The sequence below is a fragment of the Leifsonia sp. McL0618 genome, assembly GCF_049994905.1.
Classification (GTDB): domain Bacteria; phylum Actinomycetota; class Actinomycetes; order Actinomycetales; family Microbacteriaceae; genus Diaminobutyricibacter.
In genome coordinates, this window is sequence record NZ_CP188258.1 from 3,162,433 (window position 1) to 3,177,196 (window position 14,764).

Annotated in this window: 17 protein-coding genes; 9 read left to right on the plus strand and 8 right to left on the minus strand. The window is 67.1% G+C overall.

The window, feature by feature from the left end:
• Positions 1-33 precede the first annotated feature (33 nt).
• Entirely contained in the window at positions 34-948 is a 915-nt protein-coding gene (locus tag ACPPVQ_RS15250; RefSeq protein ID WP_426515970.1) for an ADP-dependent NAD(P)H-hydrate dehydratase, read from the minus strand.
• A gap of 23 nt (positions 949-971) precedes the next feature.
• Between ACPPVQ_RS15250 and ACPPVQ_RS15255 the strand changes: the two genes are divergently transcribed.
• Together ACPPVQ_RS15255 and ACPPVQ_RS15260 are read left to right on the plus strand one after the other, a co-directional pair.
• Positions 972-1,595, plus strand: a complete 624-nt coding sequence (locus tag ACPPVQ_RS15255) for an HAD family hydrolase (RefSeq protein WP_426515972.1) — start codon at positions 972-974, stop codon at positions 1,593-1,595.
• Between the two features lie 59 nt (positions 1,596-1,654).
• A complete protein-coding gene (locus tag ACPPVQ_RS15260) occupies positions 1,655-2,743 on the plus strand; it encodes an NADH:flavin oxidoreductase/NADH oxidase (protein WP_426515973.1) in 1,089 nt (362 codons plus the stop codon).
• 7 nt (positions 2,744-2,750) lie between these two features.
• On the opposite strand, the gene ACPPVQ_RS15265 is transcribed toward ACPPVQ_RS15260, so the two are convergent.
• The 4 genes from ACPPVQ_RS15265 to ACPPVQ_RS15280 all read right to left on the minus strand — a co-directional run bounded on the left by ACPPVQ_RS15265 (position 2,751) and on the right by ACPPVQ_RS15280 (position 8,153).
• Complete coding sequence (locus ACPPVQ_RS15265) at positions 2,751-3,788, minus strand: hemolysin family protein (protein WP_426515974.1); 1,038 nt, start codon at positions 3,786-3,788, stop codon at positions 2,751-2,753.
• Positions 3,781-5,133 carry a hemolysin family protein gene (locus tag ACPPVQ_RS15270; protein WP_426515975.1) on the minus strand — a complete coding sequence of 451 codons (1,353 nt, stop codon included), beginning with the start codon at positions 5,131-5,133 and terminating at the stop codon, positions 3,781-3,783. Before ACPPVQ_RS15270 ends, ACPPVQ_RS15265 begins: the two co-directional genes overlap by 8 nt.
• A 153-nt stretch (positions 5,134-5,286) precedes the next feature.
• Positions 5,287-6,258, minus strand: a complete 972-nt coding sequence (locus ACPPVQ_RS15275; RefSeq protein WP_426515976.1) for a Dyp-type peroxidase — start codon at positions 6,256-6,258, stop codon at positions 5,287-5,289.
• An 80-nt stretch (positions 6,259-6,338) separates the two neighbouring features.
• Positions 6,339-8,153: a gamma-glutamyltransferase family protein gene (locus tag ACPPVQ_RS15280; RefSeq protein ID WP_426515978.1), complete on the minus strand. Its 1,815-nt coding sequence runs from the start codon at positions 8,151-8,153 to the stop codon at positions 6,339-6,341.
• Between the two features lie 80 nt (positions 8,154-8,233).
• On the opposite strand from ACPPVQ_RS15280, the gene ACPPVQ_RS15285 reads away from it, so the two are divergent.
• From ACPPVQ_RS15285 to ACPPVQ_RS15305, 5 genes are all read left to right on the plus strand, one after another.
• Positions 8,234-9,133 carry an alpha/beta fold hydrolase gene (locus ACPPVQ_RS15285; RefSeq protein ID WP_426515979.1) on the plus strand — a complete coding sequence of 300 codons (900 nt, stop codon included), beginning with the start codon at positions 8,234-8,236 and terminating at the stop codon, positions 9,131-9,133.
• Positions 9,134-9,242: 109 nt separating this feature from the next.
• The gene (locus ACPPVQ_RS15290; protein WP_426515980.1) at positions 9,243-9,602 is read left to right on the plus strand and encodes a YciI family protein; all 360 of its coding nucleotides are present in this window, start codon (positions 9,243-9,245) and stop codon (positions 9,600-9,602) included.
• Between the two features lie 30 nt (positions 9,603-9,632).
• Positions 9,633-10,850, plus strand: a complete 1,218-nt coding sequence (locus tag ACPPVQ_RS15295) for an RNA polymerase sigma factor (RefSeq protein ID WP_426515982.1) — start codon at positions 9,633-9,635, stop codon at positions 10,848-10,850.
• 139 nt (positions 10,851-10,989) lie between these two features.
• A complete protein-coding gene (locus tag ACPPVQ_RS15300) occupies positions 10,990-11,904 on the plus strand; it encodes a thioredoxin domain-containing protein (RefSeq protein ID WP_426515983.1) in 915 nt (304 codons plus the stop codon).
• A 69-nt stretch (positions 11,905-11,973) separates the two neighbouring features.
• Entirely contained in the window at positions 11,974-12,270 is a 297-nt protein-coding gene (locus tag ACPPVQ_RS15305) for a hypothetical protein (RefSeq protein WP_426515984.1), read from the plus strand.
• 49 nt (positions 12,271-12,319) lie between these two features.
• Here the strand turns inward: ACPPVQ_RS15305 and ACPPVQ_RS15310 are convergent, their stop codons facing one another.
• Together ACPPVQ_RS15310 and ACPPVQ_RS15315 are read right to left on the minus strand one after the other, a co-directional pair.
• The gene (locus ACPPVQ_RS15310; RefSeq protein ID WP_426515985.1) at positions 12,320-12,727 is read right to left on the minus strand and encodes a VOC family protein; all 408 of its coding nucleotides are present in this window, start codon (positions 12,725-12,727) and stop codon (positions 12,320-12,322) included.
• A 10-nt stretch (positions 12,728-12,737) separates the two neighbouring features.
• Positions 12,738-13,178, minus strand: coding sequence for a helix-turn-helix transcriptional regulator (locus ACPPVQ_RS15315; protein WP_426515987.1), 441 nt, complete (start codon positions 13,176-13,178; stop codon positions 12,738-12,740).
• A 67-nt stretch (positions 13,179-13,245) separates the two neighbouring features.
• Here ACPPVQ_RS15315 and ACPPVQ_RS15320 point away from each other — a divergent pair, with 67 nt between their 5' ends.
• On the plus strand, positions 13,246-13,836 hold the full coding sequence (locus ACPPVQ_RS15320; protein WP_426515989.1) for a TetR/AcrR family transcriptional regulator: 591 nt from the start codon (positions 13,246-13,248) through the stop codon (positions 13,834-13,836).
• 22 nt (positions 13,837-13,858) lie between these two features.
• Positions 13,859-14,302, plus strand: coding sequence for a hypothetical protein (locus ACPPVQ_RS15325; RefSeq protein ID WP_426515990.1), 444 nt, complete (start codon positions 13,859-13,861; stop codon positions 14,300-14,302).
• Here ACPPVQ_RS15325 and ACPPVQ_RS15330 read toward each other — a convergent pair.
• Complete coding sequence (locus ACPPVQ_RS15330; RefSeq protein ID WP_426515991.1) at positions 14,299-14,745, minus strand: group II truncated hemoglobin; 447 nt, start codon at positions 14,743-14,745, stop codon at positions 14,299-14,301. The two genes, ACPPVQ_RS15325 and ACPPVQ_RS15330, sit on opposite strands and share 4 nt — an antisense overlap.
• Positions 14,746-14,764 lie beyond the last annotated feature (19 nt).

A 14,764-nucleotide genomic window follows, 5' to 3' on the forward strand; every position in this document is an offset into this window, starting at 1 on the left:
ATTGAGCGTAGCCGCCGAAAGGCCGCTCGACGTTCAGGCGAGCAGTTCGGCGATCGTCGCCGGGATCGCTTCAGCGATGTCGAGCGCGGCGATGGGGCCCCCCGCTGACGCGCGCTCCCCCGCCCGACCGTGCACGAAGGCCGCCGTCGCCGCGAGCATCGCCAACGCCGACACGTCGGCCGCCACTGCGCGCGCGTGCGTCGCTACAAGTGCACCCAGCACCCCCCCGAGCACGTCGCCACTCCCCGCGGTGGCAAGCCACGCCGGGCCGGCAGAGACGCGGATGCGCGTGCCGGCCGGGTCTGCGATGTACGTCGTGTGCCCCTTGAGCAGCACGGTGACCCGGAGCTGTACTGCCGCGCGCGCGGCCCACGCGCCCGGGTCCGCGGCGATCGCGGCGGCAGTGGGCGGCTTGCGGGTGGGCGCGTCGGCGGTCGGCCCTTTCGCCGCCAGAGCTCCTGCGAGCTCACGGAAATGCGGCGTGATGACGACCGGACCGGCCGCGTCACCGATGAGGTCGAGCGCGCCGGCATCGACGACGACGGGGACCCCGTCGGCGAGAGCCGCGCGCAGCCGTGTCGCGTCGTCCTCCGGTCGCGCATCCGCATCCATCCCGGAACCGACCAGCCAGGCCTGGACCCGCCCGGGTGCGGTGACCACTTCGGGTCTGCGCTGCAGCACCAGCTCGGTCGGATGCGCGGCGCCGACATAACGGACCATTCCGACTCCGGTGCGCACCGCTGCCTCGACGCCGAGCACCGCCGCGCCGGGATAGCGGTCGGAGCCGGTGACAACGCCGAGCACTCCCCTGCTGTACTTGTCGTCGGTCTCCATCGGTGCTGAGATCCAGATGCTCGCGTCTTCGGCCGTCCAGTCTCGCCAGCCGCCCGGTCTCTTCACAGCGCTGCCACCATCCACAGCTTTCCCGCCCCCGGCATTCGTGCTCATTCCTTCACGATAGGTTGAAAACCGTGAACGCGAGCATCAGCATCCCCGGCAAGGTCGTCGTCTTCGACTACGGCGAGGTCATCTCCGTCAGCCCGAGCGAGGCAGACCGTGCCACGATCGCCGGTCTGGCCGGCGGCGAGTCGTCTGCATTCTGGCCGGCCTACTGGCGTCATCGCGACGCCCTCGACCAGGGCACGATGACCATCCGCGACTACTGGCGCGGCATCGGGTCCGAACTCGGTGAGCAGTGGAGCGACTCGAAGATCCACCGGCTGTGGCTCGCAGACTTCCGCAGCTGGCTGTCGATCGATCACGAAACCCTCGACGTGCTGATCGATCTGCAGGAAGGTGGCACGCGCCTGGCGCTGCTCTCCAACGCAGGTCGCGACTTCGGTTCCTATTTCCGGCACGGATCGCTGGGCGACATCTTCGAGGCCGTGTTCGTGAGCGGGGAACTCGGCACGATCAAGCCGAGCGCCGACATCTTCGAGATCGTGATGGGTGAACTCGGAATAACCGCAGCCGACATGATCTTCATCGATAACAGGGAAGACAATGTTCGCGGCGCAGAGGTGCTCGGAATCACCGGGCACGTCTTCACCGGGGCGGCCGACCTCCGGCGGTTCCTCGAGTCGCTCGCAACCTGAGACGCGCGCGCCCACCGTCGACCCCCTTCGCAGACCACGGAACGGAACACCTGACCTCCATGCCTACTCTCTTCGACCCCCTGAGCATCCGTGGCGCGACCATGCGCAACCGCATCTGGGTGTCCCCCATGTGCCAGTACTCCGTCTCACTGCGCGACGGAGTACCGCACGACTGGCACTTCGTGCACCTGGGATCGCTCGCAACCGGTGGTGCCGGACTCGTGATCACCGAGGCGACCGCCGTGAGCCCTGAAGGCCGGATCTCCCCCGAAGACACCGGGATCTGGAACGACGCCCAGCGCGATGCCTGGGCACGCATCGTCGGTTTCATCGCCGAGCGGGGTGCGGTTCCGGGAATCCAGCTTGCGCATGCGGGCCGCAAGGCATCGACCTGGGCACCCTGGGGCCACGACGGCAAGCACGGAACCGTGCCCCAGGCAGACGGGGGATGGCGTGCGGTCGCCCCCTCTGCGGTCGCCTTCAGCGGTTACGACGAGCCGCTCGCACTCGACGCCGCCGGAATCGAGAAGGTCGTCGGCGACTTCACCGCGGCAGCGCGCCGCGCCGTCGACGCCGGTTTTCGGGTGCTGGAGATCCACGGTGCCCACGGCTACCTCGTGCACCAGTTCCTCTCGCCGCTGTCGAACGTCCGCGACGACGAATACGGCGGCTCGCTCGAGAACCGGGCCCGCCTGCTGCTCCGCATCGTCCGCGCCGTGCGCAACGAGGTCGATGACGACATCGCCGTGATCGTGCGGCTCTCCGCGTCCGACTACGCCGAGGGCGGGTGGGACCAGGAGCAGACCGCGACAGTCGCAGGGTGGGCTGCCGAGGCCGGTGCCGACTTCTTCGACATCTCCAGCGGCGGCCTCGTCGCCGGAGTTCGCATCCCTCTCGGTCCCGGCTACCAGGTGCCCTTCGCCGACTTCGTCCGGCATGAATCAGAGGTCGCCGTCGGCGCCGTCGGACTCATCACGACCCCGCAGCAGGCTGCGGCCGTGATCGAAGAAGGCAGGGCAGATGCAGTGCTGCTCGCCCGCGAGCTGCTGCGCGACCCGCATTTCCCGTTGCGTGCCGCGCACGAGTTGGGTGTCGAAATCGACTACTGGCCCGGGCAGTACCTGCGAGCGCGCTGGCCGGAATCCTGACGAAGCGTCAGGCGCGACGTGTCGCGTCCTGAACCTCGCCCACGAGCTCCTCGATGATGTCCTCGAGGAACAGCACGCCCGTCGTCTCGCCCTCCTCGTCGAACACCCGGGCGAGATGGGAGCCGGAGCGTCGCATACTCGCCAGCGCGTCCTCGAGGTCGGCGTCAGCGAAAACGGTCACCAGGCGGCGGATGCGCTTCGTCGGCACCGGCAGTTCGAAGCCGGTCTCCTCCAGGTCGAGCACATCCTTCAAGTGCAGGTAGCCGACCGGCTCGCCCGACTCGTCGAGCACGACATAGCGGGAGAACCCGTGCTTCGCCACCGCACGCTCGACATCGCGCGGGGTCGCGTTCTGCGGCAGCGACACCAGCTTTCGCGCGCCGAGGGCGACATCGCGCACCTTCTTCTCGGTGAACTCGAACGCCGCGGTCAGCGCGCCCGTGCGGTCGGTGAGCACGCCCTCCCGGGTCGACTGGGTCACGATCGTCGCCACCTCGTCGAGTGTGAACGTGCTCGAAGCCTCCGCTTTCGGTTCCACGCGGAACAGGCGGAGCACGGCATTTGCCGACGCGTTCAGCGCGACGATGATCGGGCGGAACACCCGTGCGATCCCGACAAGAGGGGGCGCCAGCAGCAGCGCCGCGCGGTCCGGCATGGAGAACGATAGATTCTTCGGAACCATCTCGCCGAAGACCACGTGCAGGAACGAGACCAGGACCAGCGTGATGATGAACGCGATCGTCCCGATCACCTGGTCCGGCCATCCGGTCAGGCTCAGCGGCGCCTGCAGCAGGTGGTGGATGGCGGGCTCCGACACGTTCAGGATCAGCAGCGAACAGACCGTGATGCCGAGTTGGGTCGTCGCCAGCATCTGCGTGGCATGCTCCATCGCGTACAGCGCCGTTCGTGCGCTCCGTCGGCCGTGCTCGGCCTGCGGTTCGATCTGCGAACGGCGGGCCGAGATCACTGCGAACTCGGCTCCGACGAAGAACGCGTTGACCAGAAGAAGCACGACCAGCCAAGCGAGTCCCGCCCAGTCACTCATGGTCGTCCTCCCCTCGCCGTTCGCCTGGGTCGGTTTCGCCTGGATCGGTGTCGTGGTCCGGTGTGAAGCGGATGCGGTCGATGCGGCGACCGTCGAGACGCTCCACCCGCAGCATCCCGCCATCGATCAGCACCTCATCGCCAACCACCGGAAGGCGTCCGAGCTCGTTCATGACGAACCCCGCGACCGTCTCGTAAGGTCCCTCCTCCGGCACCTCGACACCCGCGCGTTCGAGGAGTTCGTCCGGTCGCAGGATGCCGGGGAACGTGAGCGAATCGCGCCCGCGCACCACATCGGCGCGTGTGCGGTCGTGTTCGTCCGCGACCTCACCGATGAGCTCTTCGACCAGGTCTTCGAGGGTCGCGATCCCGGACGTTCCACCGTACTCGTCGACGACCACCGCCATCTGGTAGCCGCTCGCGCGAAGCTCGCCGAGCAGCGTGTCCAGGCTCATGGTTTCGGGCACGCGCAGAGCATCCGTCTGCAGAGCGGAGACCGGTACCCGGGCGCGACGGCCGCGCGGCACCGCGACCGCCTGCTTCACGTGCACCAGCCCGACCACGTCATCCACGTCTTCGTCGACCACGGGAAAACGCGAGTATCCCGTGTTGCGTGCGAGCTCGAGGACCGCCTGCGCGGGGTCTGTGCGCTTGACGCTTGCGATCCGCAGACGGGGTGTCATCACATCCGATGCCGAATGGCTGGAGAACGCCAGCGTTCGGCTCAGCAGTGTCGCCGTATCCGCCTCGAGCACCCCCGCGCTGGCCGAACGCCGCACGAGGGACGACAGCTCCTCGGCGGTTCGCGCCCCGGACAGCTCCTCTTTCGGTTCGATCCCGAACAGGCGGATCACCCCGTTCGCTGTGCCGTTGAGGAGCGCCACGAAAGGTTTGAAGACTGCCGTGAACACCGTCTGGAACGGGATGACCAGCTTGGCCGTCGCGATTGGCAGCGCGAGTGCGAAATTCTTGGGCACCAGTTCACCCAGGATCATCGACAGCAGGGTCGCGACCACGATCGCTATCGTCGTGGCGATCGCCGGAACCGCCGCAGAGGGTATGCCGATCGATGTCAGCGGACCGGTCAGGAGTGTGCTGATCGCCGGCTCCATCGTGTAACCGGTGAGAAGCGTGGTCAGGGTGATGCCGAGCTGTGCGCTCGAGAGGTGGGTCGACGTGATCTTCAGCGCCGCGATCGTCATGCCCAGGCGCGTCTCGCCACGGGCACGGCGGGCTTCGAGGTCGCTCCGATCCAGATTGACCAGCGAGAACTCGCTCGCGACGAAAAGGCCCGTACCGATCGTCAGCACCACCCCGATGCCGAGCATGATCCACTCAGAGGCCATAGCGACCACCGCGGTTCCGGAATGTGCGCCCGCTGAACCTCACCGAGGGGCTCAGCGCGACCGCTGGCCGCGCCGAGGCGAATGGGCTATCGGCAGAAGGAGGGTCGTCCATTGTCAGGCCGAGTATACCGGGAGCGGTCAACCATCCCGACCTCAGCCCAGCGACTCCAGCACGGCGTTCGACGGAACAAAGAACGTCGTTCCCGTTGCGGCGGTCGAGAAGTCGAGGATGCGGTCATACGAACCGAGGGGATCACCCAGGAACATGCGGCGCAGCATCTGCTCGATCACCCACAGGTCGCGCGAATAGCCGATGAAATACGTGCCGAACTCGCCGTTCCCTGGCCGCCCGAACGGCATGTTGTCGCGAAGGATGTCGTGCTCGACCCCGTTCGCGTCGGTGATCGTGGTGAGCGTCTTGTGCGACGGCCGCTTCTCGGCATCGCCGTCGAGCTCGATGTTGTCGGGTTTGGTGCGTCCGATGATGCGTTCCTGCTCATCCGTTGAGAGTGTTTCCCAGGCGTCGAGATCATGAAGGTACTTCTGCACGACGACATAGCTCCCACCGACGAAATCGGGGTCCTCGTCACCGATCAGCGACGACATCCACATGGAGTCGCCGGTCGGGTTCTCGGTCCCGTCGACGAACCCGAGCAGATCACGCGAATCGAAGTAGCGAAACCCGCTGACCTCGTCGATCACGGTCACAGAATCGCCGAGCGCATCCAGCAGCAGCCGTTCGAGCTCGAAACACAAGTCGCTGCGCTCGCTCCGGATGTGGAACAGCAGGTCCCCGGGGGTCGAAGCTGCGACGTGGCGGGTGCCGTCTTCGCGAACCGCACCGGCGATCGTCGGAAAGACATGCAGCTGCGCGGGACGCGACGGCTGCCCGAAACGGTCCCACGCCTCCCGGCCGATACCGACGTTGCACGAGAGGTGGCCGTTCAGATCGCGAAACCCGACAGTGCGAACGAGAGCCCCCATGTCGGCAACGACCGAACGGGCGGTCGTGAGGGCTTCATCCGATGTACCGATGGTGACCACGAGAAAGATCGCCGACGCGGACAGCGGTGCGTTGACGCTCTGCGGTTCGATCGGTACGCGGTTCCAGCTTCCGTCAGACATCAGGTCCTCCCGTGGCTCGCCTCACCGGCACTCATTCCTTCGAGCAGGTTAGCGCCCCACCGGCCGCGATGGACAGAGTTTCACCGCCCGACGGCATACCCCTGCATTCCCCGGGGATTCGCAGCGGCCCGAACGATCCCGCCCGACCACGAAACGGCGGAAAGCCGACCGAGCGTCCAGCCACCGACGACGTCGATACGATGCCCGAGGCGACGGAGCTCTTCGATGACATCGTCAGCGAGACGGTCCTCGACGACAAGCCCGGCCGGCTCCCAGTCGCGCGGCCAGAACGAACTCACCAGAGAGGTGGTGTGGAAGCTGGGCGCGTCGATAGCGGCCTGCAGGCTGTACCCGCCAAGAACGTGCCTGATGAGGAAGGGCAGTTGCCACTGCTCCTGCTGGTCGCCCCCCGGCGAGCCGAACGCGGCATACGGACGACCATCCTGCACGAGCACGGTAGGGGTGAGAGTGGTGCGCGGACGGCGTCCCGGAGTGAGTGTGGTCGGCAACCCGGGCTCGAGCCTCGTCATCTGCAGGCGCGTTCCGAGAGCGAACCCCACAGACGGGATGTACGGCGACGACTGCAGCCAGCCACCCGACGGCGTCGCGGCGATCATGTTCCCCCACCGGTCGACGACGTCGATGTGGCACGTGTCGCCGCGTGCTTCGCCACGCACACCCAGCGTCGGTTCACCCGATGCTGCAGCCGCGACGGTCGCCTCGCTCGCACTGGCGGCATCCGTGGCCCCGACGACCGGGTGCTCGCCAAGGGAACGATCACCATAACCGGGGACCGAGCCTGGTCGCAGCTGAGAGGAAGCGACGGAGCCGATGAGCGCGCGACGCTCGGCGGCGTACTCCTCCGAAAGCAGGTGATCGATCGGAACATCGACACCGTCGCCGTAGTACGCATCGCGGTCGGCGAAAGCCAGTTTCTGCGCTTCGACGATGCGGTGAACGCCGCCCGCAGTCGAAGGATCGAGCTCGTCATCGGCAAAACCGTCGAGGATGGCAAGCGCCTGGAGGAACGCAGGGCCCTGCGACCAGGCTCCCGCCTTCAGCACGGTGCGACCCCGGAAGGTCCCGGAGACCGGCCTCTCCCAGGCCGCACGGAACGCTGCGAAGTCGCTCGCAGCGATCACCCCGGAGTGCCGTGCTCCCGACGAGTCGAGCACAGGACCGGCGACGAACTCCTCAACCTGCTGAGCGACGAGCGCGCCGGCCCACGCACCCCGGGCGGCGTCGATACGATCCTCCCGTGTTGCAGCCGCGCCACCGACAGCGAGCAGCCGCTCCAGGGTGTGGGCCCACGCTTCGTTGCGAACGATCGACCCCGCCACGGGAGCCGCGCCGTCGACCAGCCACTGATCGGCCGACGACGTCCACTCCGTGCGAAACAGCCCGGCGACAGCGCCGATGGTCTTGACGACTGCGGGCGCGACCGGATGCCCGTCCCGCGCATAGCCGATCGCGTACTCCCAGACATCTGCGAGCTCCCACGTACCCCGATCCTTCAGAAGCAGCATCCAGGCATCCACCGATCCGGGAACCGCCGCGGCAAGGAAACCCGAACCCGGAACGAGGCCGAGCCCGAGCTCCCGATATGCAGCAGCCGAAGCGCCGGCCGGCGCCGGGCCCTGACCCATGAGCACGCGCGGCTCCTCACCGCTCGGCGCAACGATCGCGACGAGATCTCCCCCGGGGCCGTTCAGGTGCGGTTCGACGACGTGGAGCACGAAAGCACCCGCGACGGCTGCGTCGAACGCGTTGCCGCCGCGTTCGAGAACGGCCTGCGCACTCTGGCTTGCGAGCCAGTGTGTCGATGCGGCCATCCCGAACGTTCCCTCGAGTGTGGGTCGCGTCGTAAAGGCATCCGGCTGCGTGAACGGGGGCATCTGTGGTCCTTTCCGAGGGGCTGGTCTCGCCCTACTCCACCGTATAGAGTGACGCACGCAAGCGGCGAAGGGTGGTTCGCATGGCAGACATCCGACTGGGCGACGGGTCCGTGATCGAGGCGACGATCGAGGGAGCGGGGCCGGCTGTCCTGCTCCCGGTCGATCCGGCACCCGTCGAAGGCGACCGCGCGGTGGAACTCCGCAAGTGGGGCGTCGATCCGGCTCTCGGACGACGACTCGTCGACGGGCTGAGCGACCGTTTCCGGGTCGTGGCGTTCGACTACGAGGGTCACCTGTCCGCATATCCGAAACCGGACACGCTCACACCGGAAACGACCGCAGCCGATTTCCTGACCGTTGCGGATGCGGCGGGCGCGGACCGTTTCGCCTACTACGGCTACTCCTGGCTGGCCCTCGCCGGGCTGCAACTGGCCCTCCGAACCGACCGCCTCTCCGCTCTGGTGATGGGCGGATACCCTCCGCTCGATGGGCCGTACGAGGAGATGCTGGCCGTCACCACGGCCGGTCATGACCAGGCGATCGAGGTGGCCGAACGCAACGCGGCGAATGCGGCCGCTGTGACATCCGCAGACGCCGCATCTGCAGACGCCGCCGCGTCCGACTGGAGCGACCCCGCCGATTTCGACTGGTCGTCGGTCGAGATCTCCTTGACCGAGGAGCAGACCAGCCAATACCTCACGCTGTACCGGGAGCTGCAGGGGTTCGACGACCGCGCGATCCAGGACCGCCTCACGATCCCGCGGCTGTGTTTCGCCGGCTCCGCCGACGCGATCGACTACGGCGAGAAATGGGGAGATGTGCGTGTGGACCTCGCTGGGCCGCTCGTGCGCGAACGCGACACCCTTGAGCGGCTGGGGTGGCACGTGCGCGTACTCGAGGGCCTCGACCATACGAGCGCAATGCAACCGGATGCGGTCCTCCCGGTCATCAGGCCCTGGCTGTCAGATAGTCTCCTCTGATTCCAGCCGGCTTCTCTGATTCGATCCCGGACGATGTCGAGAACAGCCCGACCGCTCCGACCCCTTTCGTACCGTGTCCCACGGGGCACCCAAACTCCAGGAGGAACCCATGAAGTACATGATCATGATGTTCGGCAGCGCCGAGTCGATGATGCAGACGAAAACGCCCGAGTGGGTGCGGGAGATGATCGCCTACATGACCCAGCTCGACAAAGATCTCGCCGATGCGGGTGAACTCGTCTACAGCGAGGGGCTCGCCGATCCGGGCACGGCGAAGACGGTTCGGCTTGTCGACGGCGCGGTCACCGCAACCGACGGACCGTTCGCCGAAGCAAAGGAGTCCGTGATCGGATTCTGGATCGTCGACGTCGAAAGCGAAGCGCGACTGCTCGAGATCGCGGAAAGCATCGTGAAGTATTCGAATGTCGTCGAAGTGCGTCCGGTGCCGTCCGGGCCACCGGAGGTCTGAGCCCTGACGTCGCCGAGCAGGAAGCGCGAAGTGCACCTTGAAACGGTGCTCCGCGACGCGGCCCCGTACGCCCTCGGCACTCTCGTGCGACGTTACGGCCAGTTCGACGCGTGCGAGGACGCAGTGCAGGAAGCCCTGTTCGCCGCAGCGACGAGCTGGCCGACCGACGGCATCCCGGACAGCCCGCGCGCCTGGCTGACAACTGTCGCGGACCGCAGGCTCACCGATTCCTGGCGGAGCGAGAGCGCACGACGGAGGCGGGAGCTCGCTGTCGTGGGGGCGGAACCGCCCGGCGACGCCGAGGTGAGCGACGAAGACGACACGCTGCGTCTGATCTTCTTGTGCTGTCATCCTGCGCTGTCCGCTCCCTCGCAGCTCGCACTGACGCTGCGGGCGGTCGGCGGCCTGACGACGGCCGAGATCGCGAGCGCGTTCCTGGTGCCGGAGGCGACGATGGCGCAACGGATCAGTCGCGCCAAGCAGAGCATCCGAACCGCCGGCGCCCGTTTCGTGCTGCCCGACGCCACCGACCGGTCGCAGCGCCTCGTCGTCGTGCTGCAGGTGCTCTACCTCATCTTCAACGAAGGCTACGCAGCACGATCCGGCGACTCCCTGCAGCGTTCCGACCTGACGGCCGAAGCGATCCGCATCACGCGGATGCTGCTGCGTCTTCAACCGGATGAGGGCGAAGTCGCGGGCCTGCTGGCCCTGATGCTGCTGACGGATGCCCGGAGCAGCGCGCGCGAGACCGACGACGGGGGACTGGTCCCGCTCGCCGAGCAGCGACGAGACCTGTGGGATTCTGACGCCATCTCGGAGGGCGTGGCGCTCCTGAGCCGGACCCTCGGTCGCGGCCTCGTGGGACCGTACCAGCTCCAGGCGGCGATCGCCGCCGTGCACGACGAAGCCTCCAGCGACGAGGCGACCGACTGGAGGCAGATCCTCGCACTGTACGACGTGCTCGAGCGCGTCGCCCCGTCGCCGGTGGTCACACTCAACCGCGCGGTGGCGCTCGCACGCGTCGCCGGACCGCGAGCGGGCCTCGCCCTGCTCGGAACGCTCGACGGGGATGCCCGCATCGCCACCAGCCATCGGCTCGACGCCGTGCGCGCCCACCTTCTCGAGCGCGCGGGCGACCTTGCGGAGGCGCGCGACGCCTACAACCGGGCTGCCCGCGCCGCGCTCAACCGGCAGGAGCAGGCGTACCTCCTCGCCCAGGCGGCACGGGTCGGAGCCGCACTCCCCTGATACGCCGGCACCCGGCGAAACGCCCGCATTTCAAGGGAAACATGACGACATCCGCGGCCACGCCACAGCCGACTCAAAGGTACGGACCCCTAGCATCGTGATCGTACGTGTCAAGAACCGTCGATAAGGATGAAACCGGATGGCAACAGGCAGGGGCGCGAACGGTCCGACGAAGCGTGACCGTCGCGAAGAGGCTCGCGAGCACGCTCGCCAGATGCGCGAAGAGGCCCGCAAGCGCGCCCAGCGTCGCCGCTGGTGGATCCAGGGCTCCATCGGAGTCGTAGCGCTCGCCATCCTTGTCGTGGTCGGGCTCATCGTCTACAACGGTGTCTCCGCCTCGGCCAATGTGGCAAATCCGAAGAACATGGTGAGCAACGGCATCCTGCTCACGAGCACGACCAAGGCGGTCCAGACCCCGGCCATCGCGAAGGGTGAGAACCCGACTCCGACGACCCAGGACAACGGGAGCGGCAAGGCGAACATCACGATGTACGTCGACTACCAGTGCCCGTACTGCAACCAGTTCGAGACCGCGAACGCCACACAGATCGGCCAGTGGCTCGATGGCGGCATCGCGACGGTCGAGATCCACCCGATCGCGATCCTCGACAGTTCGTCGAGCGGCACGAAGTATTCGACGCGTGCGGCAAACGCTGCTGCGTGTGTCGCGAACTACGACCCCAACAAGTACTATGCGGTCAACAGCGCCCTGTTCGCGAACCAGCCCGCCGAGGGCGGGACAGGTCTGACGGATGCGAAGATCCTGTCGGTCCTCAAGGGTGCTGGGGCCAGTTCGTCCGCGATCACGAAATGTGTGAACGACCAGACCTTCAAGGACTGGGTGGGATCCTCCACGACGCGTGTCCTCACGAAGCCGCTGCCGAACTCGACGATGGCGAAGCTCACGGGCACACCGACCGTTATCGTCAACGGCAAGCAGTACACCGGCTCGCTGACCGACGCGAACGCTTTCCTGCAGTTCGTCGGTACTGCTGTCCAGGGCACATCGACTGCGAAGCCGACGACGACGCCGACACCGACTCCGTCGAAGTAGCCGTTCACCGCATACTCCGGCAGGTCACCGCGCGTTGACGCTCCGACCTGCCGGAGTAGCGTTCACCCCATGAGCAACGACAACATCACCCCGCAGTACGATGCGGACGGACACGACGCGCAGGGGTACGACAAAGACGGCGACAAGGATTACGCACTGAACGACGCGATCGCCGACGACGACTACGCCGACAGGCTGGTGACGAACGACGCCGTGGCGGGCGAGACGATCTGGGCCGGACCCGGCGACGGCAACGATGGGCCGACGGGCGGGTCTCCGTCTGAAGGGTCGCCCACGTATGACGAGCACGACCGCCAGGACGACCCGTACGACGCGCTCCCCAACGACGACGACTTCGTCGAATAGAGCCTGCCGGCCGGCGGCCTCTCGAGGGCGCGCCCGGTCGATCCCCGCGCTACGCCGAAGCCTGCGACAGGCGCACCATGTTGCCCGACGGGTCGCGGAAGGCGCAGTCGCGCGGCCCCCACGGCTGGTCGATCGGCTCCTGGAGCACCTCGGCTCCAGACAACCGGATGCTCTCGAAGGCGGCGTCGACGTCATCTGACGCGAAGACGATCGGTCCGAGCGCGCCCTTGGTGACGAGCTCCTGGAGGGTGTCTCCGTCTGCCTGCGAGCGACCGGCATGCGGCTCGGAGAGCACGATGCCGAGCCCCGGCTGCTCGTCGCTTCCGAGTGTCACCCAGCGGAACCCGCCCGACGACACGTCCTGGCGCACGTTGAGGCCGAGAGCATCCCGGTAGAAGGCGAGGGACTCGTCGACATCGTTTACGGTGATGTTCGTGTACTGAAGTGAGATTGTCATACCGACCACACTAGGCAGCGGCTGAATCGGCGGCTTCTCGAATCCTGCTCGTGTTGGTCCTGGTGGGCCGGGTGCGCATCTTCGCCACGCAGGGCGGCATGGCGGTCACGGCGTGGTGCTCGCGCTGGCGGTACGAGGTCGGCGTCTCGCCGACGATCTCGGTGAACCGCGAGCTGAACGAGCCGAGCGACGTACAGCCGACGGTCATGCACGCGTCGGTCACGCTCATCCCCTCGCGCAGGAGCGCCATGGCGCGCTCGATGCGCCGGGTCATCAGGTAGGCGTACGGCGTCTCGCCATAGGCAGCACGGAACTGGCGCGAGAAGTGTGCAGGCGACATCAGCGCGTGCAACGCAAGGGTCGGCACATCGAGGGGGCGCGCATACTCCCGGTCGATCAGGTCACGAGCCCTGCGCAGATGCGCGAGGTTGGCAAGCTCCTGGGGCGTCATGCCGAAACAGTAGCACGCGTCGTCGTCACGGGTTCCAAAATCTGACCAACTGGTCTAAACTCGGACCATGCAGTCAGATTCCGCCAGATCCGAGCCCACACGAACCCAGCGGGCGCGGCAGGCGGACATCGTGGCTGCCGCGATCGCCCTGCTCGACCGCGAGGGCTACGCCGCGGCATCGGTCGAGCGGATCGCCGCCGAAGCCGGAACGACCAAGAGCACCGTGCTGTACCACTTCAAGACGAAGGAGGCGATCTACGAGGCGGTCGTCGTCACCCTGTTCCAGGCCGGTGGCGCATACATGACCGAGCGGATCATGGCCGCAGACACCCGACAGGACAAACTCCACGCCTACCTCGCCTCGAACCTGAGCTTCATCGCCGAGAACGCCGCACACGTGAACGCCGTCCACCGCATCCAGGAGAACGCCGGCCCGCTCAGTGACGGCTCAGACGCCGTCGTCCCGCTGGCTCACCTTCTCGCCTCAGGCCAGGAGACGGGCGAATTCGGTTCGCACTTCGATCCGGAGGTCATGGCCCTGGCGATCCGCGCGATCGTCGACGGGGCTTCGTTCCACTTCACCGCGCATCCCGGCCTCGACATCGACCACTACGTCAGCGAAGCCATCCAGATCTTCGACAGGGCCACTGCACCCTGACGGAACACGAAAGGACACATCCATGAGTACACAACCCACACGCACGACGCAGGAGACCGCGGGGTCGGCCGCACCAGCCTTCCTGGCCGTGAGATGGCTCGTCGGCGCCTACGCCGTGCTGAGCATCCTGACGGTGCTCGCCATCGTCGTCCTCCAGTTCGTTGCACCGCACCTCGTCAGCCCACAGGCATGGGTACGCGGGATCATCATCGCCGCGACGTCCATCCTGACCTTCGCATTCGCACGCCGTGCCGCACAGGGGTCGCCGCGCGCACTGCTGCGGTTGCGCATCGTGGTCGCGATCCTCCTCGTGGCGGTTGTCGCGGTGCTGTTCTTCCTCCCGCTGCCGGTGTGGATGGTGATCGAACAGGCCGTGTGCGGCGCGCTGCTCCTGGCGACGGCGCTCATCATCTTCAGGCGGCAGCCGGCTCAGGCGAGCGCGACGGGGGCCGGCACGGCGGGTTAGGGCTGGAGGCCGCCCCACGACCATCGGGGCACGGTCAAGCCATCGGGCACGCCCTCCGGGCCCTGCGGATACTGGGCCATCGTCGTGATGGTCGCCCAGGCGAAATAGTCGTGCAGCACACCCCGCAGGAGTTCGTCGTCCAGCCCGGCATCGACGAGTGCCTCATCGAAGCAGGCGATGGCCCTGCGGTCCATGTCGTGATGTTCACCGTTGCCACTGTGCAGCCGAACGACACTCGTCTCCGAGCCGTACCTCTGTGAATAGCTCGCGGGTCCACCGAGCGCCTCGCCCCAATAGGCGGCGAGGCGTTCGGTGTGATCCGCGCGGAAGCCGTTGTGGAATGCGTGGGCGACCACCTCATCCGCCATCACGCGCTCGTGCCACGCCGCGGCGATGCGAAGCATCCCATCTGCTCCACCGGCCGCTTCGAACACCGTCTTCATGGTGCCAAGGGTGTCACGT

What these genes read in the sequence shown, in the direction of transcription:
- ACPPVQ_RS15320 (WP_426515989.1), top strand. Translation starts at nt 13,246, where the DNA reads ATGCAGTCAGATTCCGCCAGATCCGAGCCCACACGAACCCAGCGGGCG.
- ACPPVQ_RS15265 (WP_426515974.1), bottom strand. Translation starts at nt 3,788, where the DNA reads ATGAGTGACTGGGCGGGACTCGCTTGGCTGGTCGTGCTTCTTCTGGTC.
- ACPPVQ_RS15260 (WP_426515973.1), top strand. Translation starts at nt 1,655, where the DNA reads ATGCCTACTCTCTTCGACCCCCTGAGCATCCGTGGCGCGACCATGCGC.
- ACPPVQ_RS15315 (WP_426515987.1), bottom strand. Translation starts at nt 13,178, where the DNA reads ATGACGCCCCAGGAGCTTGCCAACCTCGCGCATCTGCGCAGGGCTCGT.
- ACPPVQ_RS15285 (WP_426515979.1), top strand. Translation starts at nt 8,234, where the DNA reads ATGGCAGACATCCGACTGGGCGACGGGTCCGTGATCGAGGCGACGATC.
- ACPPVQ_RS15310 (WP_426515985.1), bottom strand. Translation starts at nt 12,727, where the DNA reads ATGACAATCTCACTTCAGTACACGAACATCACCGTAAACGATGTCGAC.
- ACPPVQ_RS15250 (WP_426515970.1), bottom strand. Translation starts at nt 948, where the DNA reads ATGAGCACGAATGCCGGGGGCGGGAAAGCTGTGGATGGTGGCAGCGCT.
- ACPPVQ_RS15300 (WP_426515983.1), top strand. Translation starts at nt 10,990, where the DNA reads ATGGCAACAGGCAGGGGCGCGAACGGTCCGACGAAGCGTGACCGTCGC.
- ACPPVQ_RS15325 (WP_426515990.1), top strand. Translation starts at nt 13,859, where the DNA reads ATGAGTACACAACCCACACGCACGACGCAGGAGACCGCGGGGTCGGCC.
- ACPPVQ_RS15305 (WP_426515984.1), top strand. Translation starts at nt 11,974, where the DNA reads ATGAGCAACGACAACATCACCCCGCAGTACGATGCGGACGGACACGAC.
- ACPPVQ_RS15275 (WP_426515976.1), bottom strand. Translation starts at nt 6,258, where the DNA reads ATGTCTGACGGAAGCTGGAACCGCGTACCGATCGAACCGCAGAGCGTC.
- ACPPVQ_RS15280 (WP_426515978.1), bottom strand. Translation starts at nt 8,153, where the DNA reads ATGCCCCCGTTCACGCAGCCGGATGCCTTTACGACGCGACCCACACTC.
- ACPPVQ_RS15290 (WP_426515980.1), top strand. Translation starts at nt 9,243, where the DNA reads ATGAAGTACATGATCATGATGTTCGGCAGCGCCGAGTCGATGATGCAG.
- ACPPVQ_RS15270 (WP_426515975.1), bottom strand. Translation starts at nt 5,133, where the DNA reads ATGGCCTCTGAGTGGATCATGCTCGGCATCGGGGTGGTGCTGACGATC.
- ACPPVQ_RS15330 (WP_426515991.1), bottom strand. Translation starts at nt 14,745, where the DNA reads ATGAAGACGGTGTTCGAAGCGGCCGGTGGAGCAGATGGGATGCTTCGC.